This is a genomic window from Actinoplanes sp. NPDC049599 (assembly GCF_044465625.1).
Classification (GTDB): domain Bacteria; phylum Actinomycetota; class Actinomycetes; order Mycobacteriales; family Micromonosporaceae; genus Actinoplanes.
On the sequence record NZ_JBITLX010000006.1, the window covers coordinates 97,606 to 124,251 of the forward strand.

25 protein-coding genes are annotated in these 26,646 nt (G+C 72.1%); 17 read left to right on the forward strand and 8 right to left on the reverse strand.

Annotated features, from left to right (window positions below; translation table 11 throughout):
* Positions 1–113: 113 nt before the first annotated feature.
* The 6 genes from ACIBQZ_RS13255 (at position 114) to ACIBQZ_RS13280 (ending at position 6,561) form a co-directional block, all read left to right on the forward strand.
* Positions 114–1,046 carry an alpha/beta hydrolase gene (locus ACIBQZ_RS13255; protein ID WP_396088831.1) on the forward strand — a complete coding sequence of 311 codons (933 nt, stop codon included), beginning with the start codon at positions 114–116 and terminating at the stop codon, positions 1,044–1,046.
* Between the two features lie 31 nt (positions 1,047–1,077).
* A complete protein-coding gene (locus ACIBQZ_RS13260; protein WP_396088832.1) occupies positions 1,078–1,836 on the forward strand; it encodes an ABC transporter ATP-binding protein in 759 nt (252 codons plus the stop codon).
* 31 nt (positions 1,837–1,867) lie between these two features.
* Positions 1,868–4,276 (forward strand): FtsX-like permease family protein, encoded by a 2,409-nt coding sequence (locus ACIBQZ_RS13265; RefSeq protein ID WP_396088833.1) that lies wholly within the window; start codon positions 1,868–1,870, stop codon positions 4,274–4,276.
* Entirely contained in the window at positions 4,276–4,713 is a 438-nt protein-coding gene (locus ACIBQZ_RS13270; protein WP_396088834.1) for an SRPBCC family protein, read from the forward strand. The genes ACIBQZ_RS13265 and ACIBQZ_RS13270 overlap by 1 nt, the downstream gene beginning before the upstream one ends.
* A 111-nt stretch (positions 4,714–4,824) precedes the next feature.
* The gene (locus ACIBQZ_RS13275) at positions 4,825–5,268 is read left to right on the forward strand and encodes a PspC domain-containing protein (protein WP_396088835.1); all 444 of its coding nucleotides are present in this window, start codon (positions 4,825–4,827) and stop codon (positions 5,266–5,268) included.
* Positions 5,269–5,319: 51 nt separating this feature from the next.
* Entirely contained in the window at positions 5,320–6,561 is a 1,242-nt protein-coding gene (locus ACIBQZ_RS13280; protein WP_396088836.1) for an alpha/beta fold hydrolase, read from the forward strand.
* Here the strand turns inward: ACIBQZ_RS13280 and ACIBQZ_RS13285 are convergent.
* A complete protein-coding gene (locus ACIBQZ_RS13285) occupies positions 6,552–7,457 on the reverse strand; it encodes an oxidoreductase (RefSeq protein WP_396088837.1) in 906 nt (301 codons plus the stop codon). The two genes, ACIBQZ_RS13280 and ACIBQZ_RS13285, sit on opposite strands and share 10 nt — an antisense overlap.
* A gap of 129 nt (positions 7,458–7,586) precedes the next feature.
* Between ACIBQZ_RS13285 and ACIBQZ_RS13290 the strand changes: the two genes are divergently transcribed.
* The gene (locus ACIBQZ_RS13290; RefSeq protein WP_396088838.1) at positions 7,587–8,456 is read left to right on the forward strand and encodes a helix-turn-helix transcriptional regulator; all 870 of its coding nucleotides are present in this window, start codon (positions 7,587–7,589) and stop codon (positions 8,454–8,456) included.
* Between the two features lie 203 nt (positions 8,457–8,659).
* Positions 8,660–11,257, forward strand: coding sequence for a rifamycin-inactivating phosphotransferase (gene rph, locus ACIBQZ_RS13295; RefSeq protein WP_396088839.1), 2,598 nt, complete (start codon positions 8,660–8,662; stop codon positions 11,255–11,257).
* Between the two features lie 114 nt (positions 11,258–11,371).
* Here the strand turns inward: rph and ACIBQZ_RS13300 are convergent, their stop codons facing one another.
* Positions 11,372–11,512, reverse strand: coding sequence for a hypothetical protein (locus tag ACIBQZ_RS13300; RefSeq protein WP_396088840.1), 141 nt, complete (start codon positions 11,510–11,512; stop codon positions 11,372–11,374).
* A 139-nt stretch (positions 11,513–11,651) separates the two neighbouring features.
* Between ACIBQZ_RS13300 and ACIBQZ_RS13305 the strand changes: the two genes are divergently transcribed.
* Together ACIBQZ_RS13305 and ACIBQZ_RS13310 are read left to right on the forward strand one after the other, a co-directional pair.
* On the forward strand, positions 11,652–12,494 hold the full coding sequence (locus ACIBQZ_RS13305; protein ID WP_396089140.1) for a hypothetical protein: 843 nt from the start codon (positions 11,652–11,654) through the stop codon (positions 12,492–12,494).
* 29 nt (positions 12,495–12,523) lie between these two features.
* The gene (locus ACIBQZ_RS13310) at positions 12,524–13,069 is read left to right on the forward strand and encodes an NUDIX hydrolase (RefSeq protein WP_396088841.1); all 546 of its coding nucleotides are present in this window, start codon (positions 12,524–12,526) and stop codon (positions 13,067–13,069) included.
* A gap of 113 nt (positions 13,070–13,182) precedes the next feature.
* On the opposite strand, the gene ACIBQZ_RS13315 is transcribed toward ACIBQZ_RS13310, so the two are convergent.
* The 3 genes from ACIBQZ_RS13315 to ACIBQZ_RS13325 all read right to left on the reverse strand — a co-directional run bounded on the left by ACIBQZ_RS13315 (position 13,183) and on the right by ACIBQZ_RS13325 (position 16,412).
* Positions 13,183–13,419 (reverse strand): three-helix bundle dimerization domain-containing protein, encoded by a 237-nt coding sequence (locus ACIBQZ_RS13315; RefSeq protein WP_396088842.1) that lies wholly within the window; start codon positions 13,417–13,419, stop codon positions 13,183–13,185.
* A gap of 157 nt (positions 13,420–13,576) precedes the next feature.
* The gene (locus ACIBQZ_RS13320) at positions 13,577–14,950 is read right to left on the reverse strand and encodes an endo-1,4-beta-xylanase (RefSeq protein WP_396088843.1); all 1,374 of its coding nucleotides are present in this window, start codon (positions 14,948–14,950) and stop codon (positions 13,577–13,579) included.
* Positions 14,951–14,978: 28 nt separating this feature from the next.
* Positions 14,979–16,412 (reverse strand): non-reducing end alpha-L-arabinofuranosidase family hydrolase, encoded by a 1,434-nt coding sequence (locus ACIBQZ_RS13325; protein ID WP_396088844.1) that lies wholly within the window; start codon positions 16,410–16,412, stop codon positions 14,979–14,981.
* Between the two features lie 263 nt (positions 16,413–16,675).
* Between ACIBQZ_RS13325 and ACIBQZ_RS13330 the strand changes: the two genes are divergently transcribed.
* Genes ACIBQZ_RS13330 through ACIBQZ_RS13340 form a run of 3 tightly spaced genes read left to right on the forward strand, consistent with a single transcriptional unit; the run spans position 16,676 to position 19,462 of the window.
* On the forward strand, positions 16,676–18,289 hold the full coding sequence (locus ACIBQZ_RS13330; protein ID WP_396088845.1) for a sigma-70 family RNA polymerase sigma factor: 1,614 nt from the start codon (positions 16,676–16,678) through the stop codon (positions 18,287–18,289).
* A gap of 51 nt (positions 18,290–18,340) precedes the next feature.
* Positions 18,341–18,718 (forward strand): VOC family protein, encoded by a 378-nt coding sequence (locus ACIBQZ_RS13335; protein WP_396088846.1) that lies wholly within the window; start codon positions 18,341–18,343, stop codon positions 18,716–18,718.
* A gap of 15 nt (positions 18,719–18,733) precedes the next feature.
* The gene (locus ACIBQZ_RS13340; protein ID WP_396088847.1) at positions 18,734–19,462 is read left to right on the forward strand and encodes a sulfite exporter TauE/SafE family protein; all 729 of its coding nucleotides are present in this window, start codon (positions 18,734–18,736) and stop codon (positions 19,460–19,462) included.
* 11 nt (positions 19,463–19,473) lie between these two features.
* Here ACIBQZ_RS13340 and ACIBQZ_RS13345 read toward each other — a convergent pair whose 3' ends face one another.
* Both ACIBQZ_RS13345 and ACIBQZ_RS13350 read right to left on the reverse strand, forming a co-directional pair.
* Positions 19,474–20,457, reverse strand: coding sequence for a DUF1152 domain-containing protein (locus ACIBQZ_RS13345; RefSeq protein WP_396088848.1), 984 nt, complete (start codon positions 20,455–20,457; stop codon positions 19,474–19,476).
* 10 nt (positions 20,458–20,467) lie between these two features.
* Positions 20,468–21,286 (reverse strand): ATP-binding protein, encoded by an 819-nt coding sequence (locus ACIBQZ_RS13350; protein ID WP_396088849.1) that lies wholly within the window; start codon positions 21,284–21,286, stop codon positions 20,468–20,470.
* Between the two features lie 240 nt (positions 21,287–21,526).
* Here ACIBQZ_RS13350 and ACIBQZ_RS13355 point away from each other — a divergent pair, with 240 nt between their 5' ends.
* From ACIBQZ_RS13355 to ACIBQZ_RS13365, 3 genes are all read left to right on the forward strand, one after another.
* Positions 21,527–21,925, forward strand: a complete 399-nt coding sequence (locus ACIBQZ_RS13355; protein WP_396088850.1) for an STAS domain-containing protein — start codon at positions 21,527–21,529, stop codon at positions 21,923–21,925.
* 243 nt (positions 21,926–22,168) lie between these two features.
* Complete coding sequence (locus ACIBQZ_RS13360; RefSeq protein ID WP_396088851.1) at positions 22,169–22,540, forward strand: ANTAR domain-containing protein; 372 nt, start codon at positions 22,169–22,171, stop codon at positions 22,538–22,540.
* Between the two features lie 186 nt (positions 22,541–22,726).
* Positions 22,727–24,928, forward strand: a complete 2,202-nt coding sequence (locus tag ACIBQZ_RS13365) for an ATP-binding protein (protein WP_396088852.1) — start codon at positions 22,727–22,729, stop codon at positions 24,926–24,928.
* 10 nt (positions 24,929–24,938) lie between these two features.
* Here the strand turns inward: ACIBQZ_RS13365 and ACIBQZ_RS13370 are convergent, their stop codons facing one another.
* The gene (locus ACIBQZ_RS13370) at positions 24,939–26,048 is read right to left on the reverse strand and encodes a globin domain-containing protein (RefSeq protein ID WP_396088853.1); all 1,110 of its coding nucleotides are present in this window, start codon (positions 26,046–26,048) and stop codon (positions 24,939–24,941) included.
* Between the two features lie 169 nt (positions 26,049–26,217).
* Between ACIBQZ_RS13370 and ACIBQZ_RS13375 the strand changes: the two genes are divergently transcribed.
* Positions 26,218–26,643, forward strand: coding sequence for a hypothetical protein (locus tag ACIBQZ_RS13375; protein ID WP_396088854.1), 426 nt, complete (start codon positions 26,218–26,220; stop codon positions 26,641–26,643).
* The last annotated feature ends 3 nt before the right edge of the window (positions 26,644–26,646 follow it).

The window sequence follows — 26,646 nt, forward strand, 5'->3', positions numbered from 1 at the left end:
TGCCCAGCACCTCGTGACGGCAGCACGATGCGGGCATCGGGGCCGCGACGGATGCGCGAGCCGGTCGGCTGCCGTCGTCGTGCGGCCCGGGCGAGGCGCCGAAGGAGCTGGTCATGATCACCTCGCGGGAGACGTTCTTCGCATCCGGTGGGGTGCGCTGTGCCGCCGACCTCTACCTGCCCGCCGGGCGGACCGGGCCGGCGCCGTGCGTGGTGATGGGTCACGGCGGCAGCGGCACGAAGCGGCTGGGCCTGCCGCGATACGCCGAGAAGTTCGCCGCGGGTGGGATCGCCGCACTGGTCTTCGACTACCGCGGTTTCGGCGGCAGCGAAGGCGAGCCCCGGCAGGTCATCGACGTGGCGGCGCAACGCGACGACTACCACGCCGCGATCCGCCACGTCCGCGGCCTCGCGGAGATGGACCCGCGACGAGTCGCCCTGTGGGGCACGTCGTTGAGCGGCGGCCACGTGCTGGCGGTCGGTGCGGCCGACCCGGCGATCGCCGCGGTGGTGTCCCAGGTGCCCCTGGTCGACGGGATGCACCGCGGGCGGACGCTGCGCCAACGGCTGAACCGCGAGGTCACCGCACGAACGCTGCAGTTCACTGCGGCGGCGCTGCGCGACGTCCGGCGGGCCCGGCGTGGCGAGGCGCCGTATCTGGTCCCGGTCGTCGGCCCGCCCGGGCGGGTGGCCGTCTTCACCGAGCCGGACGCGCTGGCGACGTTCGAGGCGCTCGGTGGTGAGGCGACCGGCTGGCGCAACGCGCTCGCGCCGCGGTTCGTCTTCGCCCTGCCCAGGTACGTCCCGGGCACCGCCGAGCGGCTGACGATGCCGTTGCTGATGTGCCTGGCCGACCGCGACCTGCAGGCGTCCAGTGTCTTCGCTGCCCGGGTGGCGGCCCGGGCGCCGTCGGCTGACATCCGGCACTACCCGCTCGGCCATTTCGACGTCTACCTGCCGCCGGCCTTCGACCGGATCAGCGACGAGCAGCTGGCCTTCCTGCGCGCTCACCTGCTGACCGCCACGCCGGCGACAGTGACCACATAGGACCGGCTGGGGGATGCCGACGATGAACGCGATGCCGAAGCAGTCCGGGCCTGTCGTGGACGCGCGTGCCGGTGCCGAGGGAAGACGGATCGACCTCGATGACGTGTGCCGGCACTTCTCCGTGGGCGGCGGCGTGGTGCGGGCGCTCGATGAGGTGAACCTGCACGTCGACGAGGCGGCGTTCCTGGTCGTGCTCGGGCCGTCCGGGTCGGGCAAGACCACGCTGCTGAACCTCGTCGGCGCGCTGGACGCTCCGACGTCGGGAACGATCCGCCTGGCCGGGACCGACCTCACGGCGTCCACACGCGCGGAGCGGGCCCGGATCCGCCGCCGTACGGTCAGCTTCGTGTTCCAGAGCTTCAACCTGTTCCCCGGGTTGACCGCCCTGGAGAACGTCCAGTTCGGCGCGGACGTGGCCGGGCGCGCACGGCCCGAGCGGGTGGCGGCGGAGGTGCTGGAGCAGGTCGGCCTCGGCGGACGAGCCCGGCATTTCCCGCACCAGCTGTCCGGTGGGGAGCAGCAGCGGGTGGCGATCGCCCGGGCGCTGGCCACCGGCAATCCCATCCTGCTGGCCGACGAGCCGACCGGCGAGCTGGACTTCCGCACCGGCGTGCAGATTCTCGAGTTGCTGCGGGCCCAGGCCGAAGCCGGCCGGACCGTCGTGGTGGTGACGCACAACCGGGAGATCTCCCGGGTCGCCGACCGGGTGATCGAGCTGTCCAGCGGGCACATCGTCGCGGACGGGCCGCCGGTGGGCGGCCGGGCCGCCCTGGCCGAGCTGCACTGGTAGGTGGGGTGCCGTGGGCCGGTTCAGGTTTTGGATGCGGTGGTCCTGGCGGGACCTGCGCCGCCGCTGGCCGCTGGTCGCCGCGATCGCGCTCGTCATCGCGCTGGGCACCGGCACGTACGGCGGGCTCCTGGGCACCTCGGCGTGGCGCACCCAGTCCAACGACGCCAGCTTCGCCGTGCTGCACACTCACGACCTGCGCGTGGCCCTGCCGCAGGGCAGCCGGACCGGGCAGGGCCGGCTCGCCGCGCTGGTGCGTGGCCTCGACCAGGCCGGCGACGTCGCGGCGGTGCGGGAACGTCTCATGGTCCCCACCCAGATCGCCGGCCCGGCCGGCCTGCTGGTGACCGGTGAGCTCGTCGGCACGGACCTCCGGCCGGGGCCTGAGGTGGACGGCGTGTGGATCACCGCGGGTCGCGCCCTCGGCCCGGCCGACGACGGCGAGCCGCAGGTCGTGGCCGAGACGGCCTTCGCCCGCAAGAACCGCCTTCCGCTCCCGACCGAGGTGACCGTCTCCGGCGGCGCCCGGCTGACCGTGGTGGGGCAGGGGCAGTCCCCGGAGTACTTCCTGATCACCGGGGCCCAGGGCGGCGGCACCCCCTTCCTGAGCCAGAAGTCGTACGGCGTGCTGTTCGCCTCCCTGCCCACCGTCCAGCGGGCGACCGGCGCGCCGGGCCAGGTCAACGACATGGTGCTGACGCTGCGACCCGGCGCCGACCGCGACGCCCTCGCCGCCGAGCTGCGTCAGGCCCTGGACTCGGCGCGGCCCCCGCTCGCTGCCACCGTCACCACCCGCGAGGACATCGACTCCTATCGCATCCTCTACGAGGACATCAACGGCGACGCCAAGCTGTGGCGGGTGATCGCCCTGCTCGTCCTGCTCGGTGCCGCGCTGGCCGCGCTGAACCTCACCACCCGGATCGTGGAGGCCCAGCGGCGGGAGATCGGCATCGGCATGGCCCTCGGCGTGCCGTCGCGGCTGCTGGCGGTCCGGCCGCTGCTGTTCGGCGCCCAGGTGGCGCTGCTGGGCGCGGGGCTGGGCGTGCTCGTCGGCTGGGCGATCGGCATCCCGCTGCGGTCGCTGTTCACCGACATGATCCCGCTGCCGATCTGGCGGACCCCGCTGCAGCTGGACGTGTTCGCCCAGGCGGCGGCGCTCGGCTTCGCCCTGCCCTTCGTGGCGGTGACCTGGCCGATCTGGCGGGCCCTGCGGGTCCAGCCCGTGGCGGCGATCCGGGTCGGCCATCTCGCCGCTCGCGGTGGCGGCCCGGTGCCGCTGCTGCGCCGGGTGCGGTTGCCGGGGCCGGGCTACCACCAGATCCCGCTGCGCAACGTGCTGCGGACCCCGCGCCGCAGCATGCTGACCGCGTTCGGGATCGCCGCGGCGATCACCACGCTGGTCACCGTGTTCGGCTTCCTCGACACCTTCCGCGGCACCCTCGACCGGGCCGAACGGGAACTCGGGCACGCCGCGCCGGACCGGGTCGCGGTCACCCTGGACACCTTCCAGCCGCTCGACGGCGACGTCCTGCGCCGGGTCGCGAGCCTGCCGCAGGTGGCGTCCGTCGACCCGGGACTCCTCACCACCGGCGCGGCCCGCGCCGGTCAGCGCCACGTCGACCTCCTGGTCGAGGTCCTCGCCGGCCGGGCCCGCTGGACGCCCACGCTCACCGACGGCACGGGCGCCGGCGGGATCATGCTGGCCGACAAGGCCGCGCGGGACCTCGGCGTCACGGTCGGTGACACCATCACCGTCGAGCACCCCGTGGCGGCCGGCACCGGCCTGCGTACCGTCCGGACCCCGATGCGGGTCGCCGGCATCCACGCCAATCCGCTGCGGATGCTCGCGTACCTCGACCAGGACACCGCGGCCGGCATCGGCCTCGCCGGCACGACCAACCTGCTGACCGTCACGCCCGCGGCCGGGACCGACCCGACCACGGTACGGCGGGCGCTGCTGGCCGTGCCGCACGTCGCCTCCGCCCAGACGGCCCGGGCCGCCACCGAGGGCATGCAGGCCAGCCTCGACGAGTTCGTCGGCATCCTCCAGGTCGCCGCCGCGGTCACCCTGCTGCTGGCCCTGCTGATCGCCTTCAACACGGCCACGATCAGCGTGGACGAACGGGCCCGCGAGCACGCGACCATGCTCGCGTTCGGGCTGCCGCCGCGCACCGTGCTCGGCATGACAACCGTCGAGACCGTGCTGGTCGGCGGGGTCGGCACCGCGATCGGCGTGCTCGGCGGATACCTGATCCTGCGCTGGATGACCGCCACCACCATCCCGTCGGTGCTGCCGGAGATCGGCGTCAGCGCGACGTTGTCCGCGCGGACCGTGCTGGAAGCGCTCGCCCTCGGTGTCCTCACTGTCACCATCGCGCCCCTGTTCACCCTGCGCCGCACCCGTCGGATGGACATCCCCTCCACCCTGCGGGTCGTGGAGTGATGGCGACCTTCGATCTGTCGGTGTCGATTCGGCGCCCACCGGCGGCGGTGTTCGCGGTGCTCGCCGACATCCAGGACAGCGAGCCGATTCCGCGGAACGCCACGGTTCGGATGGTCAAGGAGCCGCTCGGGCCGACGGCGGTCGGCACGCGCTGGCACGAGTGGGTCGCGGTCGCGCCGCATTGCCGGCTGTACGTCGAGAGCGTCGTGTCCGAGGTGAACGAGCCGTACCGGCTCGGGATGGACTTCCGCAGCCGGTGGTTCACCGGGCACCTGACGTATGACATCGAGGCGGCGGCGGACGGCAGCGTCCTGCACCACCGCGAGACCGTGCGGCCACGCTTGTTCGCGCGGTGGCTGAGCCCTGTCCTCGCTCGGGGAATGCGACCGCGGCTGGTCCGGCGCCTCGCCGACCTGAAGATGATCCTGGAGGAATAGCGGCGGCGGGCTGCGCGGTGACACCGGGCCGGTGGCCCGCAACGGCCAGGGCTTCGGACCCTGGCCCGCCGCGCCGTGGATGGGCAGCGTTGACGGTGGGAGGTGTCTGTCATGTCAACGCCATCCATCACCGGTCAGAACCCGCCCACGGACCCGGCGTCGCCGGACCACCCGGTGCGACGGCTGCGCCGCAGCCGCGGCGACCGCGTGCTCGGTGGCGTCTGCGGCGGGCTGGGCCGGTACTTCGACGTCGACCCGGTGCTGCTGCGGATCGCCGCGATCGCACTCGTGCTGGCGAGCGGGGCCGGCGTGCTGGCGTACGTGATCGCCTGGATCGTGATCCCGGACGGCACCGGCGAGCCGGAGCCGGCGCCGCCCCGGTCCGCGACGGATCCGCTGTCCTGGTACCTCGGTCTGCTGCTGATCGCGCTCGGCGGCGTGCTGTTGCTGCGCCTGCTGGTGCCGTGGTTCGACGCGACCCTGATCTGGCCGCTGGTCATCATCCTGGCCGGGGTCCTGGTGCTGGTTCCCGCCACCCGTGACCGGCGGCGGTGATCACCGTTCCCGCGCCGGACGCCGTCCCGGGTCAGCAGAGGAGGCACCGAGATGACAACAATCGCGGTACGGGACGTTGAGCTGTTCGTCGAGGTCGTCGGGGACGGTTATCCGCTCCTGCTGATGCACGGCGGCCCCGGGGCGGATCACTGGACCCTGCTGCCGTTCCGCCAGTTGTCCGACAGCTTCACCGTGGTCTTCTACGACCATCGCTGCAACGGCCGGTCGGCGGACGTTCCGGTGACCTCGATGACCTGGGACAACCTGACGGCCGACGCCGAAGCGCTGCGGACCCGGCTCGGGTTCTCCCGGTGGGCGGTGCTCGGCCACTCGTTCGGGGGCAAGGTGGCGCTGGAGTACGCGCTGCGCTACCCGGACAGCGTCTCCCACCTCATCCTGCTCGACACCGGCGGCGACAGTTGGTGGGAGCGGGAGAACGCGCCGCGGCTGCTGGCCCGGCGCGGGTTCCCGGCCGGCAAGGTCGAGCTGGCCCGGCGCTGGTTCAGCGGGCGCACCGCACCGTGGGAGTTCTTCCCGACCCTGATCCGGCTCGGCAGCGCCTACGACCCGCACACGAACGGGTTCGCGGCCCTGCGCACGGCGTTCGCGGAGCGCCGGTTCAAGGCCCGCCCGCAGGCGCACATCTTCGGCTTCCGGCGGCTCACCAAGGACTGGACCGTGATGGACCGGCTCAAGGAGATCACGGTGCCGACCCTGGTCATGGCCGGGCGCGACGACTTCGTGTTCCCGCCCGAGCACCAGGCCCAGCTCGCGAGCGGCATCCCCGGCGCCCGGCTCGAGATCATCGAGCACGCGGGACACAACCCGCACGACGAACAGACCGCCGCGGTGATGACGGCGGTGCGGGACTTCATCGAGCCGGGGCGAGAAGTCCCGCAACGCCGGGACGCGGTGCGGCGCTTCAACAAGAGGTTTCTCAACCCGGTGATGCTGCTGGTGGCCGGGCGCCGGTACTGGTACGCCGCCGCCCTGCACCACGTCGGGCGCCGCTCCGGCCGCCCGTACACGACACCGGTGGTCGCGGAGCCGGTCGGCGGCGGCTTCGTGATCCCGCTGCCGTACGGCGACGACGTGGACTGGCTGCGCAACATCCGCGCGGCCGGCCGGGCGTCGATCGAGGTCCACGGCCGGCGGTACACACTCGACGACCCACGGGTGGTCGACGCCGGGTACGCGCTGCCGCTGGTGCGCCGCAGCCGCCGCCGGGTGTGGCAGCGCCTGGGCATCAGGCACTACCTCCAGGTCCACGCGGTGGCCACGCCTCAGAGGTAGCTGACGCCGGTCAGTTCCTGGGCCGCCGACCACAGCCGCCGCCCCACCGCCGGGTCGGTGGCCTCCCGGCTCAGCCGGGCCTCGGTCACCGGGCCCCGGGTCTCCCAGAGCCCGGCCGGGCCGAAGAACTGGCCGCCCCGCACCCCGGGGTCGGTCGCGGCGCGCAACTGCGGCAGCGTGCCCTGCTCCACCGGCTGGGTGGCCAGCAGGCCCAGCCGGGCGATCAGCCGCCCGGCCCGGCCCCGGTGCTCCCAGGCCCGCGGGGTCAGGTTGGTGCGGGTGAGGCCGGGGTGGGCCAGCGTGCTGACGACCGGCGACCCGGCGGCGCGCAGGCGGCGGTCCAGCTCGACGCCGAAGACCGTGGTGGCGAGTTTGGACCGGCCGTACGCGGCGGGCGCCCGGTAGTCACGTTCGAACATCAGGTCGTCGAAGTCCAGGTGCGCGTTCTTGTGGGTGATCGAGCTGAGGCTGACCACCCGGGCCGCGGGCGCCGCGGCGAGGGCGCCGAGCAGCAGCCCGGTCAGCGCGAAGTGGCCCAGCAGGTTCGTGGCGAGCTGCAGCTCGTGACCGTCGGCGGAGGTGCGGCGCGGGCCGAGCAGCACCACCCCGGCGTTGTTGACCAGCAGGTCGAGCGCCGGGTGGTCGGCGGCCAGCTTCGCCGCGAAGGCCCGCACGGAGCCGAGCGAGGCCAGGTCGAGCTCGCGCACCTCGACGTCGCCGCCGATCCGGTGGGCGGCCTCCGCGCCCGCGGCGGGGTTGCGGACGGCGAGCACGACGTGGGCGCCGTGGCGGGCCAGCTCGGTGGCGGTGACCAGGCCGAGGCCCGAGTTCGCGCCGGTCACGACGGCCACCCGGCCACGCTGGTCGGGGATGCGGTCGGCGGTCCATCCGGTCATCTGCTGCTCCTGAGGTGTCGGTGCGTGGACCGCTGACGCTAGGCGCGATCCGGGCCGGCTCGGTCGTTCCCGGTTGCCTAGGTCCGGCAGACCTACCCGGGGTGGTCCGGGCCGCGGCACACTTGCGCCATGAGCAGCCCTCATCCGTACGCCCGTGAGCTCGGCGATTTCCTGCGCGCCCGGCGCAACCGGCTGCGTCCGCACGACGTGGGCCTGGAACCGGGTGGCCGCCGCAAGGTCACCGGGCTGCGCCGCGAGGAGCTGGCCCTGCTGGCCGGGCTGAGCACCGACTACTACCAGCGCATGGAGCAGGGCCGCGAGGTGCGCCCGTCCGACGACGTCCTGGACGCGCTCGCCGGCGCCCTCGGCCTCGACGACGAGGAACGCCGCCACCTGTTCACGCTGGCCCACGCCGCCCGCCGGCCGATGCCCGCCCGGGTGCACCGCGACCCGGAACGGACGCCGGACAGCACCCGGCGGCTGCTGCGGGTGATGGACACCCCGGCGGTCGTCCTGGGCCGCCACCTCGACCTGCTCGACTGGAACCCGATGGCGGAGGCGCTGCTCGGCGACCCGGGCGCCCACCCGCCCGACCGGCTCAACATGCTCCTGCTGATGTTCGACGACACCCTGACCGGCGAACGCAGCTGCCCCGACTGGGAGCGGCAGGCCCTGGACTACATCGGCATGATGCGCGCCGCGGTTGCCACCGACCCCACCCACCCCCGCGCCACCGCGATCGTCGGCGAACTGACCATCCGCAGCGCCGAGTTCCGCCGGCTGTGGGCCCGCCACGACGTCCGCGAATCGGTCAGCGGCACCAAGACCTTCCGCATCCCCGAGGTCGGCGACATCGTCCTGGACTGGGACACGTACCCGCTGCCGGGCAACCCGGGCCCGGTGCTGCTGGTCTTCACGGCCGAACCGGGAACCACCGACGCGGACCGGCTGCAACTCCTGGCATCCCTGCACGCCACCCGCACGAAGCCCACCGGGTAGCTCGCCGCCGACAGAGCGAAAAGGCGCCGACAAAGAAGGGCAAGGAGTCAGCTCCCTGCCACTCTTAACGTATAACGCACCGGGGGGCTTGCGGCAAGACCCGGTGGGTGGCGCAGAATCGTCGGCCGAGGCCATAACCTGCGGATATGGGGGCACGACGTGCGGGCAGAGCGCCGGATCAGGGCCGGCTCGGGGATGACGCGGTGAGCGGCCGGGAGGTGGTGGATCTTCGGCAGGTCGATGGGACGCAGGGTGCGCTCGTCGGTGGTAAGGGTGCGCAGCTGGGTGCGCTCATGCGGATCGACGGCGTGCGGGTGCCGGCCGGCTTCTGTGTGACGACCGATGCCTTCCGGCGGGTGCTGGCGGCGGTGCCGTCGCTCGACGATCAGCTTGATCAGCTGGCTCGTCAGGGGTTGGACGACCGGGAGGGGATCCGCACGCTCAGCGCGGCGGTTCGCCGTACCGTGGAGGGGGTCGCCGTGCCGGACGATCTCGCGGCCTCGATCACCCGGGCGGTCGCGATGCTCGGCGCGGGCAGTGCCTGCGCCGTGCGGTCCAGCGCGACGGCCGAGGATCTGCCGACGGCTTCCTTCGCCGGCCAGCAGGACAGCTATCTGAACGTGGTGGGGCCGGCGGCGATCATCGAGCACGTCAGCCGGTGCTGGGCCTCGCTGTTCACCGAGCGGGCGGTGATCTACCGGCGGCGTAACGGCATCGATCACCGTACGGTGCGGATGGCCGTCGTGGTGCAGCGGATGGTCCTGCCGCGGGCGGCCGGCGTGCTGTTCACCGCCGACCCGGTCACGGGCAACCGGACGGTGGCCACAGTGGACGCGGGGTTCGGCCTCGGCGAGGCCCTGGTCTCCGGGCTGGTGAACCCGGACGTCTTCCGGGTGCGGCACGGCGAGATCGTCGGCAGGACGATCGCCGTCAAGCGGCGGGCCGTGCAGGCCCGCCCGGACGGCGGCACGCGGGAAGCGGCGGTCGAACCGCGGCGGCAGGGGCAGCCGGCCCTCACGGATCCGGAGGTGCTGCGGCTCGTGGAGCTCGGGCGGCGGATCGAGGCGCACTTCGGCCGGCCGCAGGACATCGAGTGGTGCCTGGACGAGGACGGCTTCCAGATCGTGCAGAGCCGGCCGATCACCACGCTGTTCCCGGTCCCGGAGAGCGGCGACCGGGAGAACCACGTTTACCTCTCGGTCGGCCATCAGCAGATGATGACCGACGCCATGAAGCCGCTGGGGATCTCCGTCTGGCAGCTGACGGCCATGGCGCCGATGCACCCGGCCGGCGGCAGGCTGTTCGTCGACGCGATCCGGGCTCTGGCCGCGCCCGCGAGCCGGGCCGGCTTCCTGGAGATGGTGGGCCGCGGCGATCCGCTGTTCAGGGACGCGCTGCAGACCGTGCTCGACCGCGGCGATTTTGTCCCGTCGCTGCCGGACCCGGGCCCGGCCGGTCCGCCGGCGGGTGGGCCGCCCGCGCCGATCGAGACCGATCCGGCCATCGTCGCCGGGCTGATCGAGCGCAGCCGGGCGTCCCTCGCCGCCCTGGAGCGCGACATCCGGACCCGGACCGGACCGGCGCTGTTCGACTTCCTGCTGGCGGCCTTCGAGGAGCACAAGCGAGTCCTGCGGGACCCGGCGAACCTGCCGGTGATCATGGCGGGGATGGAGGCCACCTGGTGGCTCAACGACAAGCTGGGGGAGTGGCTGGGCGAGAAGAACGCGGCCGACACGCTCACGCTCTCCGCCCCCGGCAACGTGACGTCGGAGATGGGGCTGGCGCTGCTCGACGTCGCCGACGTGATCCGTCCGCATCCGGAGGTGGTGGCGTTCCTGCGCGGCGTCCAGGACGAGACCTTCCTGGACGACCTGCCGAAGCTCCCGGGCGGGGCCGAGGCGCGCGAGGCGATCGAGACCTACCTCGACCGGTACGGCATGCGCTGCGTCGGCGAGATCGACATCACGAGGCCCCGCTGGCGTGAGCGCCCCACCACGCTCGTACCCGTGATCCTCGACAACGTCCGCAACTTCGCGCCGGGCGCCGCCGCGCAGCGCTTCGAGCAGGGGCGGCAGCGGGCGCTGAGCAAGGAACAGGAGGTGCTGTCCCGCCTGCGTGCGCTGCCGGACGGGCAGCCGAAGGCCGACGAGGCCAAGCGGATGATCAACCGGGTCCGCACCTTCATCGGGTACCGGGAGTACCCGAAGTACAACATCGTCAGCCGCTACTTCGTCTACAAGCAGGCCATGCTGGCTGAGGCCGAGCGCCTGGTGCGGGCCGGTGTGCTCGCCGAACGGGAGGACATCTTCTACCTCACCTTCCCGGAGCTCCACGAGGTCGTGCGCACGCACCGGGCGGACGAGCGGCTCATCCGGCGGCGCAAGGACGAGTTCAGGTCGTACCAGGCGCTCACCCCGCCCCGGGTGCTCACCTCGGACGGCGAGGCTGTCAACGGGGCGTACCGGCGCGACGACGTGCCGGCCGGCGCGCTGGTCGGGCTGCCGGTCTCCGCCGGGACCGTCGAGGGGCGGGCCCGGGTGATCCTGGACCTGGCGGGGGCCGACCTGGCGGCGGGCGACATCCTGGTCACGGCGTTCACCGATCCGAGCTGGTCGCCGCTGTTCGTGGCAATCGCCGGCCTGGTGACCGAGGTGGGCGGCCTGATGACCCACGGCGCGGTGATCGCCCGGGAGTACGGGTTGCCCGCGGTGGTGGGCGTGGAGCAGGCGACCCGGCTGATCCGGGACGGGCAGCGCATCCGGGTGCACGGCACCGACGGGTACGTCGAGATCCTGCCCTGACCCCTGGCGGCCGGCCCCTCGCCCGAGCGAGGGACCGGCCGGCCGGTAGGGGTCACACGCTCAGCAGCGCCAGGATGGCGTTCAGCAGCAGGACGATCTGCGCGAGCGGCGCGTTCAGGCCGCCGCGTCGGTCAGCACGCTGTGCAGCGTGCCGATGGCGACGATCGCGCCGTTCCGGGCGGCGAACCGCTTCGGGGTGAAGGTGCCGGTCGCCTTGCCGCCGTTGCCGAACGTGCCGTCGACGGCCGACGTCATGGCACGCCTACCCGGGATCCGCGCCTTTTCTGTCTGCCGGTGCGAGCCGGATGGCTCCTCGGCGTGGCGGTGCCGGTGCACCGGCTGTTCCACCGTCGTCGGCTGTCGGCCGTGGCCTGAGCGAACCCGGTACGAGGCGATGTACCGTCAGGTGGGCGGAGTTGCCACCTGGGCCCGTGTGGTTGGCTTTCTCAACGAGCACACCACCCCGCTATTCCGCGGCTCATACAGCGACCAGGTAGGCCGCAGCCTCTTCCGCGCCACTGGTGGACTCGCGGCGGTGGCAGGCATCTGCGCCTACGACTCCGACGCGCAAGGCTTGGCGCAGAGGTATTTTCACCAGGCACTCCGAATGGCGAAGGCATCCGGGGATCACGGCTTTGGTGGTTACGTCATTGCGCTGTTGGTGAATCAGGCCATATTCCTAGACCATCACCGCCAAGCAATAGCGTTCGCTGAAGCGGGTCTGCGAACGGCCGGACCGCATATTTCTCCTGCGCTGAGGGCCGATCTGTTCGTAATGCGGGCCAACGCCTACGCCGGGATGGCGGCAACCTCGGACGCTCGCCGGTGCATCGTGCTGGCCGAACAAGCTGCGAGTGACATTCGTCGCGAAAATGAACCACCAGAAACTGGCTACATGCAGCCAGGCCTTGTTCAAGCGCAACTTGCGGAAGCCCTCAACAGCCTGGGTGAACTCGCGCCGGCCAGGGAGTATGCGGCGGAGGCCGTGCGGACGCCTGCCCACGCCCGCGGCAGAATCCATCGGATGGCGACACTGACAACTGTAGATCTCAATCGGGGAGAGGCCGAACAGGCGGCGACGACGGCCATGCGTATGGTCGACCTCGCCACCGGCATGGAATCGCATCGTCTTCGTGACCGATTTGAGAACCTACGGAATCGTCTGTTGCGCACCGGCAACGCGGTCGCGATTGAAGCGGCAGTCCGGATCGACCAGATGTTGTCCATCCCGCTGTAGCCTGTCCACGACCGAACCGGCAGATCCAGGTGGTTGAACAGCACATGCGGTGGAAGAACCTTACAGAGCACACCGTCTACGAGAACAGATGGTTGACGGTGAACCTTGCCGACGTGGAGCTGCCCAACGGCAAGCATCTCGACCACTTCCTCATACGTCAGCGGCCTGTCGCGCTGTGTGCCGCCGTGAACCCGCACAACGAAGTCTTGCTGCTGTGGCGGCACCGGTTCATCACCGACACCTGGGGTTGGGAGCTGCCAGCTGGCGTCGTTGAAGCCGACGAGACGGTTGCACAGGCTGCCGCCCGTGAGATGGTTGAGGAGACCGGTTGGCGCCCCAACCAGCTGGAACACCTCATTACCGTGGAGCCGACCAACGGACTTTCCGATGCGCAACACCATGTTTACTGGTCGCGAGGCGCCCAGTGGGTGGGCGAGCCCGAGGACTACTTCGAATCAGAGAAACGCGAGTGGATTCCGCTTGCTCGGATTCCCGACATGGTGACGGCTGGCGAAATCAGGTCGGCGAACGCAGTCGCGGCCCTCCTGGTTCTCCACAACCGGCTCGTACGCTGACACAGAGGGCCCCGCTGCCGCTGATGGCGCCCCCGCCATTGGGATTTGCGCTGCTGGCGGTGGCCGCGGATGCGGCCCGTCTTTGTCGATGATCGGCGTCATGAGAGCGGTTCTTACGGCGCGATCCGGGGGATTCGCGCGGCCCGGAACTCGGCGACCAGTTCCCGCTCCACCAGCAGCGGCACGAACTCCCTGACCTTCGCCCGGGCGTATCGCTGGTAGACGTGGTGCGCCCGTTCGGTGATCGCCTCGTCGGGAACGCCGGGGCACCGTGCCCGCACCGACCGCGTCAGCTGTGCCAGCGCCCTGGCGTCGTCGGGAGTGGCCGCGGTCCTGCCGTGATCGCTCATACCGCCAGGCTCGCCCCGATCACCGCGCCGCGCATCGAGCAAGGTGCTCGTCCGTCCCGGACCAAAGACCCGGCCGGCGCGGGCGCAGGTCGGTGAACCCCACGGTGAACCGCCGGCCCGGATCATCCGGGCCGGCGGTTCCGGTACGGGCGTCAGCTCAGCCGACGCGGCAGCCGGTGGTGGCGGTGGGGCCGGTCCCGGTGCCCTGGAAGCCGAACTCGGTGCTGGCCCCGGCGGCGATCTGGCCGTTGTAGCCGACGTTGCGGAAGCTGACCGCGCCGGTGGTGCCGGTGTTGGTCGCACTCCAGGCGCCGGTGATGGCGCTGCCGGACGGCAGTGTCACGCTGACGGTCCAGCCGTTGACCGCGGACGATCCGGCCGTGACCTTCACCGTGGCGACGTAGCCGCCGGTCCAGCTGTTCAGCGAGACGGCGGCGGTGCAGCCGGAGCCGGTCGGCGGCGGGGTCGACGAGCTGGCCGGCGGGGTCACCGGCGGTGTGGTGGGCGGGTTGGTGGTGCCGCCGGCGTTGAGGGCGTTGAGCACCGAGGTGTAGGCGGCTTTCTTGTTGCCGGAGCCGTCGAACAGCAGGGGGTTGGCGCCGGTGCGCCAGGAGTCGGTGTCGCGGATGCCCCAGACGGTGATGCCGGTGCAGCGGGACACGGCCATGCAGGCCTTGGTGACGGTGCTGTAGATGTTCGCCTGGTTGCCGCCCTGTTCGATGTCGAGCTCGGTGATCTGGACATCGACGCCGAGGTCGGCGAAGCGCTGGATGTTGGCCTGGTAGGTGGAGTCGATGGTGGTGCCCAGGTGTGATTGCAGGCCGACGCAGTCGATCGGCACCCCGCGGGACTTGAAGTCGCGGACCATGTTGTAGATGCCGGTTGATTTCGCGTTGATGCCGTCGGTGTTGTAGTCGTTGTAGCAGAGTTTCGCGGCCGGGTCGGCGGCGCGGGCGGCGCGGAACGCGGCCTCGATCCAGTCGTTGCCGGTGCGTTGCAGGTTGGAGTCACGCCGGCCGCCGGAGCCGCCGTCGGCGAAGGCCTCGTTGACCACGTCCCAGGCGTAGATCTTGCCTTTGTAGTGGGTGGCGACCTGGGTGACGTGGTTGATGGCGGCGTTGCGCAGGGCGGTGCCGGACAGCGCCTGGGCCCAGCCGGGTTGCTGGGCGTGCCAGAGCAGGGCGTGGCCGCGGACCTTGGCGCCCATGGAGCTGCCCTGGTTGAGGATGCGGTCGCCGTTGGTGTAGGTGAACCGGCCCTGGGAGGGCTCGGTGGCGTCCCACTTCATCTCGTTCTCGGGGGTCACGGAGTTGAACTCGGTGGTCAGGATCCTGGTGTAGGTCGCGTCGCCGAGCTTGCCGGCCGCGATCGCCGCACCGAAGTAGCGGCCGGTCTGCGCCGCGGAGGCGCCCAGGGCGCTGGCGGCCTCGGCGGTGCCGACAACGGCGACGCTGGCGGCGAGCACAACACCGGCGGCCGCGGCCGAGAGCAGCAGCGTGCGGCGCTGCCGAGGGAGGGATCGGGGAATCATGAGGGGTGTGCCTTTCTGTGCCGGCGGGTCAGCAGGTGGAGTTGGTCTGGGTGAGCAGGCCGAGCTTGTACGGCAGCCGGCCGTAGTCACCGCCGGCGCCGGGGGCCAGGCCCTGGTAGAGGAACCGCAGGTTGCAGGGGCTGAGTTCGAGGTTCTGGTCGTAGCCGGTGCGGATGAGCTCGCCGTGGCTGACGCCCTGGCTCCACTTCGCCGAGCTGGGGAAGGTGACGTTGCTGTTGCCGGCGAAGGAGTTGCTCTCCGAGGCGGCCAGCGGGGTCCAGGATCCGTTGAGGCTGGTGGCGGTCCAGGACCGGAAGTAGCGGCCGCTGCCGCCGATGGCCTCGACGATGAGCAGGTACTGGCTCCGCCCGGCGATCTTGTAGACCTGCGGGGCCTCGAACAGCGCGTACGGATTGGCGTCCGACAGCATGATCACGGTGTTGCCCATGCCGTTCGGGAAGTTCGCCATGCTGGTCTGTGAGCGGTAGATGTGGCCGTTGTCGTCGGCGGAGTACAGGTAACAGTTCGCCGCGTCGCAGGCCATGGTGAAATCGAGCCAGGAGCCGTTGCCCTTGTTCGCCTCGACGATCGGCGGCACGGCGGAGAAGAAGTTCCGCGGTGCGCTCCACCCGGCCGGGTTGGCGATGTCGGGATTGGTGGAATACGCGGCGTTGCCGTTCTGGAAGATCAGATACCAGAGCCGCTGCGGCGCGAAGTAGAAGACCATCGGCGCGGCGCGGTAACCGCCGCCGATCGGGGTCCGGTCGAGGAAGTACGGGGTCGCCGCGGCGGCCTGGGACCAGTCCGTGAACGAGCGGTACTCCAGTCCCCAGCCGGTGCCGGTCGCCTGGGTGGCGAACACGTGGTATCTGCCGCCGTAGTAGACGACGGACGGGTCCTTGATGGCCACCTCGGGGTGGCTGCCGTCCGGCTTGGGCTGCATCAGGATGTCGCTCGAGCTCCACCGGAAGCTGCTCGGCAGGCTGCCGGTCGGCGGGCTGGTGGGCGGGCTGGTGGGCGGTGTCGTCGGGCCGGTGGTCGGCGTCGTGCCGCCGGTGCAGGCGACACCGTTGAGCGCGAAACCGGTCGGCGCCGGGTTGGTGGCGCCCGAGGAGCCGTTGAAGCCGAACGACACGGTGCCGTTGGTGGCGACCGAGCCGTTGTAGCTGACGTTGCGGGCGGTGACCTGGGCGCCGTTCTGCGTGACGGTCGCGTTCCAGGCCTGGGTGATCTGCTGACCCGCGGTGTACGACCAGGTCAGCGTCCAGCCGGTGACCGGGTCGCCGAGGTTGGTGACGGTGACGGCGGCGCCGAAGCCGCCCTGCCACTGTGACGACACGGCGTAGTTCACCGCGCAACCGGATGCGGCTGCCTGGGCGGGCAGGGTCACCGCCGCCACCGTCAAGAGCAGCCCGGCTGCGACCGCGAGCGCCGCGGCCCTGGTTCCTCCGGTTCTTTCCATGGGGAAACTTCCGTTTCTGAGCGCTGACATTCACTATTGATGGGAGCGCTCCCATCGAGGATCCGTAATATATCCAGAATGTTTCGGGGTATTCAAGGGCGTGGTTCCGTCACCCCGGTCCGGGAAAGTGCGACTCCGACACTCCCGTCGTCATAACGCTTTTTCAGTAACTCTTTGAAAATGGGTGCGGGTCTCGCCGGGCTGGACTTTCCGAAAGGGATTCGGCTTACTATGCGCAGAACCTCGACGACAGTGACGGGGAGATGCGAACCACACGGACGAATGACGCCGCCGTTGTCGCCGCGGCGCAGGCCGGCAACCGCCGCGCCCTGGAGGAACTCGCCGAGTCCTACCTGCCGCTGGTCTACTCGATCGTGCGTCGCGGGCTCGGCGCGCACCCGGACGTCGACGACGTCGTGCAGGACGTGATGCTCCGGGCGCTGCGCAAGCTGCCGAGGCTGCGCACGCCGGCCACCTTCCGCCCCTGGCTCGCGGCCATCGCGGTCCGGCAGGTCGGCACGCACCTGCGCCGCCGGGACCGCGCCGCCGGGCGGACCACGGAGATCGAGGAGGCCGCCGGCCTGCCCGACGTCGGGGGCCCGACCGAGGATCTCACCGCGCTGCGGGTCGACCTGTCCCGCCAGCGCCGGCAGGTGGACCGGGCGAGCCGCTGGCTCGACCCCGACGACCGGGCGCTGCTGTCGCTGTGGTGGCTGGAGGTCGCCGAGCATCTGTCCCGGGCCGACCTCGCCGCCGCGGCTGGGCTGAGCACCGCCCATGCGGGGGTCCGCCTGCAACGGATGCGTACCCAGCTCGAGGCGAGCCGGGCGCTGGTGGCGGCCCTGGACCAGCGGCCCCGGTGCCCCGGGCTGGCGGCGGTGGCCGGGTCCTGGGACGGCACGCCGAGCCCGCTGTGGCGCAAGCGCCTGACCCGGCACGTCCGGTCGTGCCCGCACTGCGGCCGGGCTTCCGGCGACCTGGTGGCCGCAGAGCGGCTGTTCCCGACCTTCGCGCTGCTGCCGGTGCCGATGGGGCTGGGATTGGCGCTGCTGGGCAAGCTCACGCTCGACGGCGCGGCAGCCGGCGCCGCGGTGCCGGCCGCCCTGCTGGGCTCCGCCGGAACGGGCGCCGCGTCCACGGCCGGCGCGGGGGCCAAGGCGGGGCTGCTCGGCCAGCTCGTCCAGGCCGCGGCGCTGCACCCGGTGCTGTCCACGGTAGCGACCGGGGCGCTGGTGGCCGGCGCCGGCGTCACGACCGTACAGCTGGCGACCCCGCCGCCGCCCCCGGCGCGAGTGATCGCGGCACCGACCCGCACCACCGCCGTGCCGGGCGCGCGTCCCACCACCCCGAGCGCCGCCGCGCCCGCGCCGGCCGCGCCGGCATCGGCGACGCCGCGGGCCACCGGGACCGGCACCGGGACCGGGACCGGCACCGGCGCGGTCGCCCTCGGCCCGCTGTCGCTGGAGTCGCAGAACGCGGCCGGCCGGTACGTCGCGAGCGCGAACGGCCTCGGCGTGCTGGTCCCGGCCGCCGCGGGAGCCGATGCCGCCACCCGGGGCCGGGCGACGTTCACCGCGGTCGAAGGGCTGGCCGACAGCCGCTGCTACTCGTTCCGCTATGCCGACGGCCGGTTCCTGCGCCACTCCTCGTGGCGGCTGCGGCTGAGCCCCAACGAGGGCACCGCGCTGTTCCGTGGCGACGCGACGTTCTGTGCGCGTACCGGGGTGGCGGCCGGGTCGGTGGCGCTGGAGTCGTCGAACTACCCTGGCTGGTTCCTGCGGCACCGCGGCGACGAGCTGTGGGTCGACCAGTCCGACGGCGGCGCGGCGTTCCTGGCCGACGGGTCCTTCCGGGTGCGGCCGCCGCTGAGCCGCTGATCGCCCGGCACAACGGTCGGGAACTGACCGCAATGGTGGGGAGGATGGGGCATGACAGCTTCGTGGAAGATCGAACTCGTACCGGTGCCGGTGACGGACGTCGACCGGGCCAAGGCGTTCTACCAGCAGCTCGGCTTCACCGCCGACCATGACCACCGGGTGCCGGGCGGCCCGCGGTTCGTGCAGCTCACCCCGCCCGGCTCGGCGTGCTCCATCATGGTCGGTGACGGCATCACCGCCATGGCGCCCGGCACCCAGGAGATCCAGGTGGTGGTCGCGGACGCCAAGGCCGCCCGGGAGCAGCTGCTGACCGCCGGCGTCGAGGCCGGCGAGGTCGACGAGCAGCCGTGGGGCACCTTCGTCCACTTCCAGGACCCGGACGGCAACAAGTGGGCGCTGCAAGCCATCGACCGCCGGCCCAACGGCTGACCGGCGAGCGTGGCGGTGGGGACGACGGGCCAGCTGCTGCTCGCGGCGGCGGCCACGTTCCTGCTGGCGGTGGTGTCCGCGGTCGCCGGCTTCGGCGGTGGGGTGCTGCTGCTGCCGGTGTTCACCGCGCTGTTCGGGCTGCGCTTCGCCGTGCCGATGCTGACCCTCACCCAGCTGGCGAGCAACGGCAGCCGGACGTGGCTCAACCGCGGCGAAGTGCGCTGGCCGCTGGTGGGCTGGTTCGCGGCCGGCGCCGTCCCGCTGGCTGTCGCCGGTGGACTGCTGGTGGCGCACGCCCCGCTGAGCCCGCTCAAACGCGTCCTCGGCGGGTTCCTGATCGGGGTGGTGGTGTGGCGCCGGCTGCGCCCCCGGGTCGGCCGGCCCCGCGACCGGGCCTTCGCCGGCGTCGGCGCGGCCTCGGGCTTCGGGTCCGCGCTGCTGGGCTCGGTCGGCCCGCTGACCGCTCCCTTCTTCCTCGCGTACGGCCTGACGCGCGCCGCCTACATCGGCACCGAGGCGGCTGCCGCGCTCACCATGCACCTGACCAAGGTCGCGGCCTACGGCGCCGGTGATCTGCTCAGCAGGCGCGTGCTGCTCTACGGCGCCGCCCTGACCCCGGCGGCGCTGGCCGGCGCCTGGGTGGGCAAGAAGATCGTCGGCCGGGTCGGCGACCGCCTCTTCGTCATCCTGGTCGAAGCCGGCCTGGTCGCCGCCGGCGTGCTCTTCCTCGCCGGCCTCGCCTGAGCCGCCGGGGCTCAGTGCGGATAGGCCTGCGGGATGCGGGTGGAGATCTCATCGCGGAACGCGGCGATGCGGCCGATCACCTGCCGCCGGCCCCAGGTGTTCTCGATCCGGTCGAGGTACAGGCAGCGGGCGGCGAGCTTGTCGAGGTCGACGGTGAAGTACATCGCCATCAGCGGGTTGACGAACAGCGTGCTGCCGCTGGTGCGCCGGGTGAACTGGACGTCGCCGAACGCGCCGCTGGTGGCGGCGGCGATCTGGCCGTGCACGATGCTCGGCCGCTCCGGTGTGGCCGCTGCCGCGGCGGCGACGGCGTCGCGGTACAGCCGCGCCTCACGGCTGGCGCCGGGTATGGACAGCGCGCCGAGGTAGCCGCCCTCGCGGTCGAGCGCGGCCAGGTTCTCCAGCACCTGCACGTGGTTGACGCCGTCGTGGGCGTCGATGCCGAAGCCGAGGCAGGTCACCAGCTTGACCGCCACGTCCAGCCCGGCCACGGCGGCGAGGCTGGTGATGTCCTCGACCGGCGTGCCGAGGTTGCTCTCGTCGCCGCGCAGCAGGATGTCGGTGCCGCCGTCGACCAGCACCACCGCGTCGATGTCCAGGCGGTCCAGCAGGTGCCGGTACGCGGCCCGCAGCCGCTCGACACCGAGCGGCGGGAAGGCGTACACGGTGGACGGCAGGTCCTGCGCCGCCAGCCACCGGGCGAGCGTGCGCTCGGGGAAGTACCAGTCCGTGCTGGTCGAGTCGGGGGTCACCGCCGCGACGTTCTCCGCCACCCAGCTCTGCTGGTCCAGCAGCACCAGCTCGGAGAAGGACAGGTTGGCCAGGTGCACCTGGACGCCGCCGCGCCACAGCGCCAGGGCCAGCGGCAGGCCGGCGTACACGTCGAACCCGCCGCCCGCGCCGGCGATCAGGACGTTGCGGGCCGGCGCGAGAGCGGCGAACAGCGGTGGGGTGGTCAGGCCGGGCTCGGCGGGTGTGTCGGCAGGGCTGGGCACCGCTCAATGATCAGCTATCGCCGGGGGAGTCCCGAACCGAGGTGCCTTGCCCCGGGCGGACCAGGGCCCAGACGACCTTGCCGGTCTCCGTGGGCAGGGCGCCCCAGATGGTGGCGGTGTCGTGGACGCGGCGCAGCCCCCGGCGGTGGTCCGGCGGGTCCGTCGGCACGGGCAGCCGCGGGTCGCCGTCGGTGACGGTCAGGTGGATGCCCGTGCCGCGGCGCGAGACGGTCACCACGATCTCGGTGTTGGCGTGCTTGACCGCGTTGCCGACCAGCTCCGCGATGATCAGACCGGCGGGGTGCAGCAGCCGGGGCAGGCGCCAGGCCTGACAGGCGCCGGCGATCAGCTCGCAGGCCAGCTTCGGCGCGCCCGGGTGCGGCGACAGGGTCAGCTGGATGCGCTCGGTCAGGGGTGGCCGGTTCATCGCCGCCGCCCGGGCCTCGGGCGTCGTCGCGTACACCGGCAGGTAGCGCTTGGCGCCCAGCCGGTTGAGACGGGCGGCCAGCGGGGTGGCGGGGGGCAGGGACACCACCACCACGATGGGCGGGCTCATCCGTGCCCCGGTCATGCCCATCGTCCACCAGGCGGGGGCGCTGGCGGCCAGCGGGTCGGCCAGGTCGTGCAGGTCGACGAGGACCGTCTCGGGATACTCGGCGAAGCACTTCGTCACGGCGGCCCAGGCCTGCATGCGCAGCCCGGGACTCCAGCGGCCGTGGACCGCGACCTCGATGATCCCGGCGCTCACGTCGGCGGTGACCACGACGGAGCTGCCGGCCCCGGCGGGGACGCGGTCGATGAGGTACGGCGGCTTGATTTCTCCGTGCACAACTACTCCCGGCGGTGCAGCCCAAAGAAAGGTGCGCCACCCGACTGTTTGAGCAGCAGGGGTCATCAAGAACCCGGGCCTCACGTTAGCCCGGGTCGCCACGCCCGGCTATCACCCGTCTGTGGTTGTCCGTGTGGCTGGTGAGCGAAAGCCGGGCGGCGGCCTAAACTCGGCGTGCGGTTCGTCAAGGGCTGCTGCCCCGGACCCCGGCGTGGATCGAACCATGTCGAGGAAAAGACGATGTACTCGCGTTCCATCTGGGCGTCCACCGTGTTCCGTGCTGATCTGACGATCCGGGCATGTGCCGGTGCGGGCTGTCCACCACGCGCCCGGCTGCGACTGGTCGGGGAGATCGACTACGCCGCCCGGCCGCCGCTGGCCGAGATCATCACCCGGGTGGCCGCGTCGGCCCCGGCCCGGGTCGTGATCGATCTCGAAGGTCTCGGGTTCGCCACGTCGGAGCTGGCCGACTTCGTCGTCCGGCTCCGCGGGCGGCTGCCCCGGGACGCGGACGTGGTCCTGGGCCGGGCCGCGCCGCCGATCGACGCGGTGCTGCGGCTGACGGATCTCCGAAAGGTCGCCACGGTACGCGGTGATTCCCCGGCAACGGGCGCCGTGGTCTGCGCGGCGACGGTGTGAGCGGGGCCTGCCACCACCTCAACGCCTGGGAGTCAACGATGCCGACCGTTTCCGCCGGACGCCTCGCCACGATGTTCGTCGAGGTGGCCGACACGTTGGTCGCCGAGTTCGATCTCATCGAGTTCATGCAGATGCTGGCCGATCGGGTCGCGGGCCTGGTCGCCGGGAGACCCGGACCTGCGGACGGCGGGCGCGCGCTGGCCGCGGTTCGCACCCCGGGCGACCACCGCCGGGTTCGCCTCCGTGCACGCCTTCCCGCTGCGGCTGCGCGACCAGGTGATCGGCGCGCTGGGCGTGCTCGGCACCACGATCGGTGATCTGGAGACCTCGGACGTGCAGATCGTGCAGGCGCTGGGCGACGTCGCCGCCATCGCCCTGCTGCAGGAACGGATGATCCGGCACGGCGACACCGTGACCGCGCAGCTGCAGTGCGCGTTGACCAGCCGCGTGATCATCGAGCAGGCCAAGGGTGCGCTCGCGCAGGTCCGCGGCGTCGGCGTCGACGAAGCCTTCGGGCTGATGCGCGCCTACGCCCGGCAGACCAACCGCCGGCTCGGCGACGTGGCCGCGCTCGTGGTGACCAAGCCGTCCGAGCTACCCGGACTCACGGCCTGACGCGCCGGGTCCCCCGCATATATACAAAACGGACCAAATGCCGTAAAATCGGGCCGGTTCTCGCGTTGCCCAGACCTCGCGCGCGTGGCGGTTCCGTAGGTGCTCGCGTGGTGTATGGGGGCTGGGGAAGATGCGGGAGACCAGAGTTGGCAGTGCCCGGGAGTGGCACGCGGAACGGAGCCGGTCATGCTGACGCTCGACCTGGAGACGCTCGGCTCGGAGATCCGGCTGCGGGCGGTGGACCAGGCCCGGAAAGTGCTGCCGGTGACGCCGCTGCGGCTGGACGCGATCGCCCGGATGGCGGCCAAGCTGCTCGGCACGCCGATGGCGGCCGTGACGCTGGTCGGCTGGGACGAGGACCAGTTCCTCGGCATGTACGGGATGCCCGAGCCCTTCGCCACGATGCGGAGCGTGCCGCTGGAGTACTCGCTGTGCGCGTACGTGGTCAGCGCCGACGAGCCGGTGGCGGTCGGTGACATGCTCGCCGACGACGACCTGTGGAACCACCCGGCCGCAGTGGAGTACGGCATCCGCGCGTTCGCCGGCGTGCCGCTGCGCGACGCCGCGAACCAGCTCGTCGCCGCGGTGACGGTCTTCGACGTCGAGCCGCGGTCCTGGACCCCGGCGGCCCACGCGGCGCTGGGCCACATCGCCGAGATGCTCGACCGGATACCGGTGGAGGAGGACGCGCGGGAAGCGGTCGTGGCCGCGCTGGCCCCCGGACGCGACGGCAGCACCGCCGCCGCGCTCACGGTCGCCGGCGGCGGGCCGGTCGTCCCGATCAGCCCGGCCGCGGAGGCGGAGGTGCGGCGGGGCTTCATCACCGCCCTGCTGGACAGCCTCCAGGTCGGCGTGGTCGCGTTCGACAACGACCGGCGGCTGGTGCTGTTCAACCGGACGCTGCGCCGGCTGTACGGGTTGCCGGACGACACCCCCATCGCCCAGGCCTTCGCCGACGCCTGCCGCCAGCTGCACCACGTCGACGGCACCCCGGTGCGCCCCGACGAGCTGGTGGTGGCGCGGGCGCTGCGCGGCGAGACCGTCCGCGACGCCGAGGGTGTGCTGTACGACCCCAGGCTGCCGAACCGCTGGCTGCTCACCAACGGCCAGCCGATCCGCGGCGCCGACGGCGGCCAGCTGGGTGCGGTCTCCACCGTCCTGGACGTCACCGAACGGCGCCGCGCCGAGCAGTTCCGCGACTGCGAGCTCGCCGTGGCACGCCGGCTCAACGCCTGCACCACCATCGACCAGGCCGCACCCGACGTGGTCCAGCGGGTGGGGGAGACCCTGGGCTGGATCCAGGTGACGCTGTGGCTGCACGACGACGTGGCCGACCTGCTGCGTCCGACCGCGACCTGGAACGCCGCCGGCGCGCCGGCCGCCGACCGGTTCCGCCGGCCGATCGGCGACGACGACCACAACCCGGTCACCCGGGCCTGGCAGGGCGGCGAGCCCGTGTGGCAGCTCGGCACCTCGACGGGGTACGGCGAGGTTCCGGTGCGCGGGTTGCTCGCCGTACCGGTGCACACCGCCGATGCGGTGCGCGGCGTCCTGGTCTGCCTGTCCGCCGACGGCGCACCGGACCTGGCGCCGGTGCTGGGGCTGCTGACCGGCGTCACCGGGCAGCTCGGGCACTTCCTGGACCGGCTCAGCACCGTCGAGCTCGGGCTCCAGCTGGACCGGGCCAAGGACGACTTCCTCGGCCTGGTCGGCCACGAGATGCGCACGCCGCTGACCTCGATCGTCAGCTACGGCACCCTGCTGGCCGAGGAGCCGCTCACCGACGACGTACGCCAGATGGTCACCGCCATCAACCGCAACGCCGAGACCATGCAACTGATCATCGGGGACCTGCTGGAGCTGGCCGGCCTGGAGTCGGGTCATCTGCCCGTCGACCGGCGCCCCGTCGACCTGTGCGAGGTCGCCACCGCGGCCGTCGCCGCCGCCCGGAGCCGGGCCGCCGTCCCGGTCCGCACCGAGCTGCCGGCCAGGGTGATGGTCGACGCCGATCCGCTGCGGCTCCGCCAGATCTTCGACGAGCTGATCTCCAACGCGATCAAGTACAGCGCGGACCGCGCCGAGGTGGACCTGGGCGTGCGGATCCCCGAGGAGGGCGTCGTCGAGATCGTGGTCGCCGACCGCGGCATCGGCGTGCCGGTCGCCGAACGGCCCGCGCTGTTCACCCGCTTCTTCCGGGCCAGCAACGCCCGGCACTCCACAGTGGCCGGCACCGGGCTGGGCCTGGTCCTGGTCCAGACGCTGGTGCACGCCCTCGGCGGCACCGTGGCCCTGGACCCGGAGCACCAACCCGGCACCCGGATCGTCGTGCGCCTGCCCTGCTGCCATACCCCCGACGACCCGCACTCCGGTCCGGTGGCGATCGGCTGAGCCGGGCTGCTCAGGCGTCGGTGAAGGCGTCGTACTTGATCCGGGTGGACGGGATCTGCATCTCGGTGAGCCGGCGCAGGGTGGCGTTGACCATGCTCGCGGACCCGGCGACGTAGAAGTCGTGGTCGCGCCACGGCCCGTGCCGGGAGACCACGTCCGGGATGGCGCCGCACTGGCCGCCGTAGCCCTGCTCGTCGCTGACCGAGCGGACGATGGTGAGCCACGGGAACTTCTCGGCGATCTCGTCGAGGTGGTGGCGGTCGTAGAAGTCGTCGCGTTGCCGCTCGCCGCGGAACAGGTGGATCCACCGGGTGCGGTTGTAGCGGGTGAGCTCGTCCAGCAGCGCCTTGATCGGGGCGAGGCCGGTGCCGCCGGTGACGAAGACGATGTCGCGGCGCGACTGCGGGTCCAGCGTCATCGAGCCCATCGGGGCGGCGATGCGCAGCATGTCACCCACCCGGAGCCGGCGCACCAGCGCGCTGGACACCCAGCCACCGCCGGCGGCGCGGACGTGGAACTCCAGGGTGCCGTCCGCGCGGGGAGCGTTGGCGATGGAGTACGTGCGCCACAACCGGGGCTGGTAGCCGCACTCGATGCTGACGTACTGGCCGGCGCGGAACGTCAGCGGCTGCAGCGGCCGGCAGGTGAACACCGCGATGTCGGCGCCGCGCCGCTCGTGGTTGACGACCTCGGCGTGCCAGTACGGCGGGTTCGTGTCCGCGGCGGCGCCGGCGATCATCTTCGCGGCGATGTGGTCGTAGACGTCGTTCCAGGCCTGCTCGTACAGCGCGTTCCAGTGCTCGCCGGCGTAGGTCCGGATCGCGTCCAGCAGCGCGGCCTTGACCTGGGTGTAGTGCTCCGGCGTGACGTGGAACTTGCGGTGGTCCCGGCCGAGGGCGCGCAGATAGCTGTCGCTCTCCTCGGGGCTGTCGAAGGTCTGGATGGCCGAGACGATGGCGCCGAGCAGCCGGCCGCGCTGGACGTCCATCTGGACCGGGAACAGGTCGCGCAGCTGCGGATCCGACAGGAACATCCGGGCGTAGAAGTGCGAGGCGACCCGGTCCTGACGCTCCTCGACCAGGGCCCAGCTCTCCTTGAGGATGCTCGACAGGCTGGTCATCGTGCTCCTCCGACTCGTGCTCCTCCGACGGTAGGACCAGCGTCGCCGAGCTCACCGGCGGCCGTCGCACTCCCGGTGCGACGTGGGCGCGGCGGTGGGCAAGGTTTTGGCAACCTTCTGCCAAGGGGTGGCGGACATGCTTCCGGCACCCCTACCCCAATGAGGTGACATGATCGGCACCGTTTCCCGCGGCATCGTGGCAGGAGCGCTACTCGCGTCGGCCGGAGTGCTCGGCGTCGCCGGCCCCGCCGCGGCCGCTGAGTCCTGCGGCGCCCACAAGAACGCCCGGGTCAGCATCTACTACTGGGCGTGCGCCACCGGCTCGGCCCAGGACGCCATGGACGTGACCTATCACTTCCAGAACAACCACGGCAGCCGGGTCTCGATCACCTACCAGGTCGGACCGTCGATCGCCGGTGGCTCGGTCGACTGGGGTTCCGCCCGGACCGTGCCCATCAACACCGGCAACGCCAGCTACGAGAACTGGGCGTTCGGCTGCACCAAGGGCAAGGGCGTCCGGGCGGCGATCCGCGTCAAGGAGAACAACGGCAGCTGGGGCGCGATCGCGTACTCCGGCAGCATCACCTGCAAGTAGGAG

Bases quoted from the DNA above. Each gene is read 5' to 3' on its own strand.
- ACIBQZ_RS13255 (WP_396088831.1), top strand. From the start codon at position 114: ATGATCACCTCGCGGGAGACGTTCTTCGCATCCGGTGGGGTGCGCTGT.
- ACIBQZ_RS13260 (WP_396088832.1), top strand. From the start codon at position 1,078: ATGCCGAAGCAGTCCGGGCCTGTCGTGGACGCGCGTGCCGGTGCCGAG.
- ACIBQZ_RS13265 (WP_396088833.1), top strand. From the start codon at position 1,868: ATGCGGTGGTCCTGGCGGGACCTGCGCCGCCGCTGGCCGCTGGTCGCC.
- ACIBQZ_RS13270 (WP_396088834.1), top strand. From the start codon at position 4,276: ATGGCGACCTTCGATCTGTCGGTGTCGATTCGGCGCCCACCGGCGGCG.
- ACIBQZ_RS13275 (WP_396088835.1), top strand. From the start codon at position 4,825: ATGTCAACGCCATCCATCACCGGTCAGAACCCGCCCACGGACCCGGCG.
- ACIBQZ_RS13280 (WP_396088836.1), top strand. From the start codon at position 5,320: ATGACAACAATCGCGGTACGGGACGTTGAGCTGTTCGTCGAGGTCGTC.
- ACIBQZ_RS13285 (WP_396088837.1), bottom strand. From the start codon at position 7,457: ATGACCGGATGGACCGCCGACCGCATCCCCGACCAGCGTGGCCGGGTG.
- ACIBQZ_RS13290 (WP_396088838.1), top strand. From the start codon at position 7,587: ATGAGCAGCCCTCATCCGTACGCCCGTGAGCTCGGCGATTTCCTGCGC.
- ACIBQZ_RS13300 (WP_396088840.1), bottom strand. From the start codon at position 11,512: ATGACGTCGGCCGTCGACGGCACGTTCGGCAACGGCGGCAAGGCGACC.
- ACIBQZ_RS13305 (WP_396089140.1), top strand. From the start codon at position 11,652: ATGTACCGTCAGGTGGGCGGAGTTGCCACCTGGGCCCGTGTGGTTGGC.
- ACIBQZ_RS13315 (WP_396088842.1), bottom strand. From the start codon at position 13,419: ATGAGCGATCACGGCAGGACCGCGGCCACTCCCGACGACGCCAGGGCG.
- ACIBQZ_RS13320 (WP_396088843.1), bottom strand. From the start codon at position 14,950: ATGATTCCCCGATCCCTCCCTCGGCAGCGCCGCACGCTGCTGCTCTCG.
- ACIBQZ_RS13325 (WP_396088844.1), bottom strand. From the start codon at position 16,412: ATGGAAAGAACCGGAGGAACCAGGGCCGCGGCGCTCGCGGTCGCAGCC.
- ACIBQZ_RS13330 (WP_396088845.1), top strand. From the start codon at position 16,676: ATGCGAACCACACGGACGAATGACGCCGCCGTTGTCGCCGCGGCGCAG.
- ACIBQZ_RS13335 (WP_396088846.1), top strand. From the start codon at position 18,341: ATGACAGCTTCGTGGAAGATCGAACTCGTACCGGTGCCGGTGACGGAC.
- ACIBQZ_RS13355 (WP_396088850.1), top strand. From the start codon at position 21,527: ATGTACTCGCGTTCCATCTGGGCGTCCACCGTGTTCCGTGCTGATCTG.
- ACIBQZ_RS13365 (WP_396088852.1), top strand. From the start codon at position 22,727: ATGCTGACGCTCGACCTGGAGACGCTCGGCTCGGAGATCCGGCTGCGG.
- ACIBQZ_RS13370 (WP_396088853.1), bottom strand. From the start codon at position 26,048: ATGACCAGCCTGTCGAGCATCCTCAAGGAGAGCTGGGCCCTGGTCGAG.
- ACIBQZ_RS13375 (WP_396088854.1), top strand. From the start codon at position 26,218: ATGATCGGCACCGTTTCCCGCGGCATCGTGGCAGGAGCGCTACTCGCG.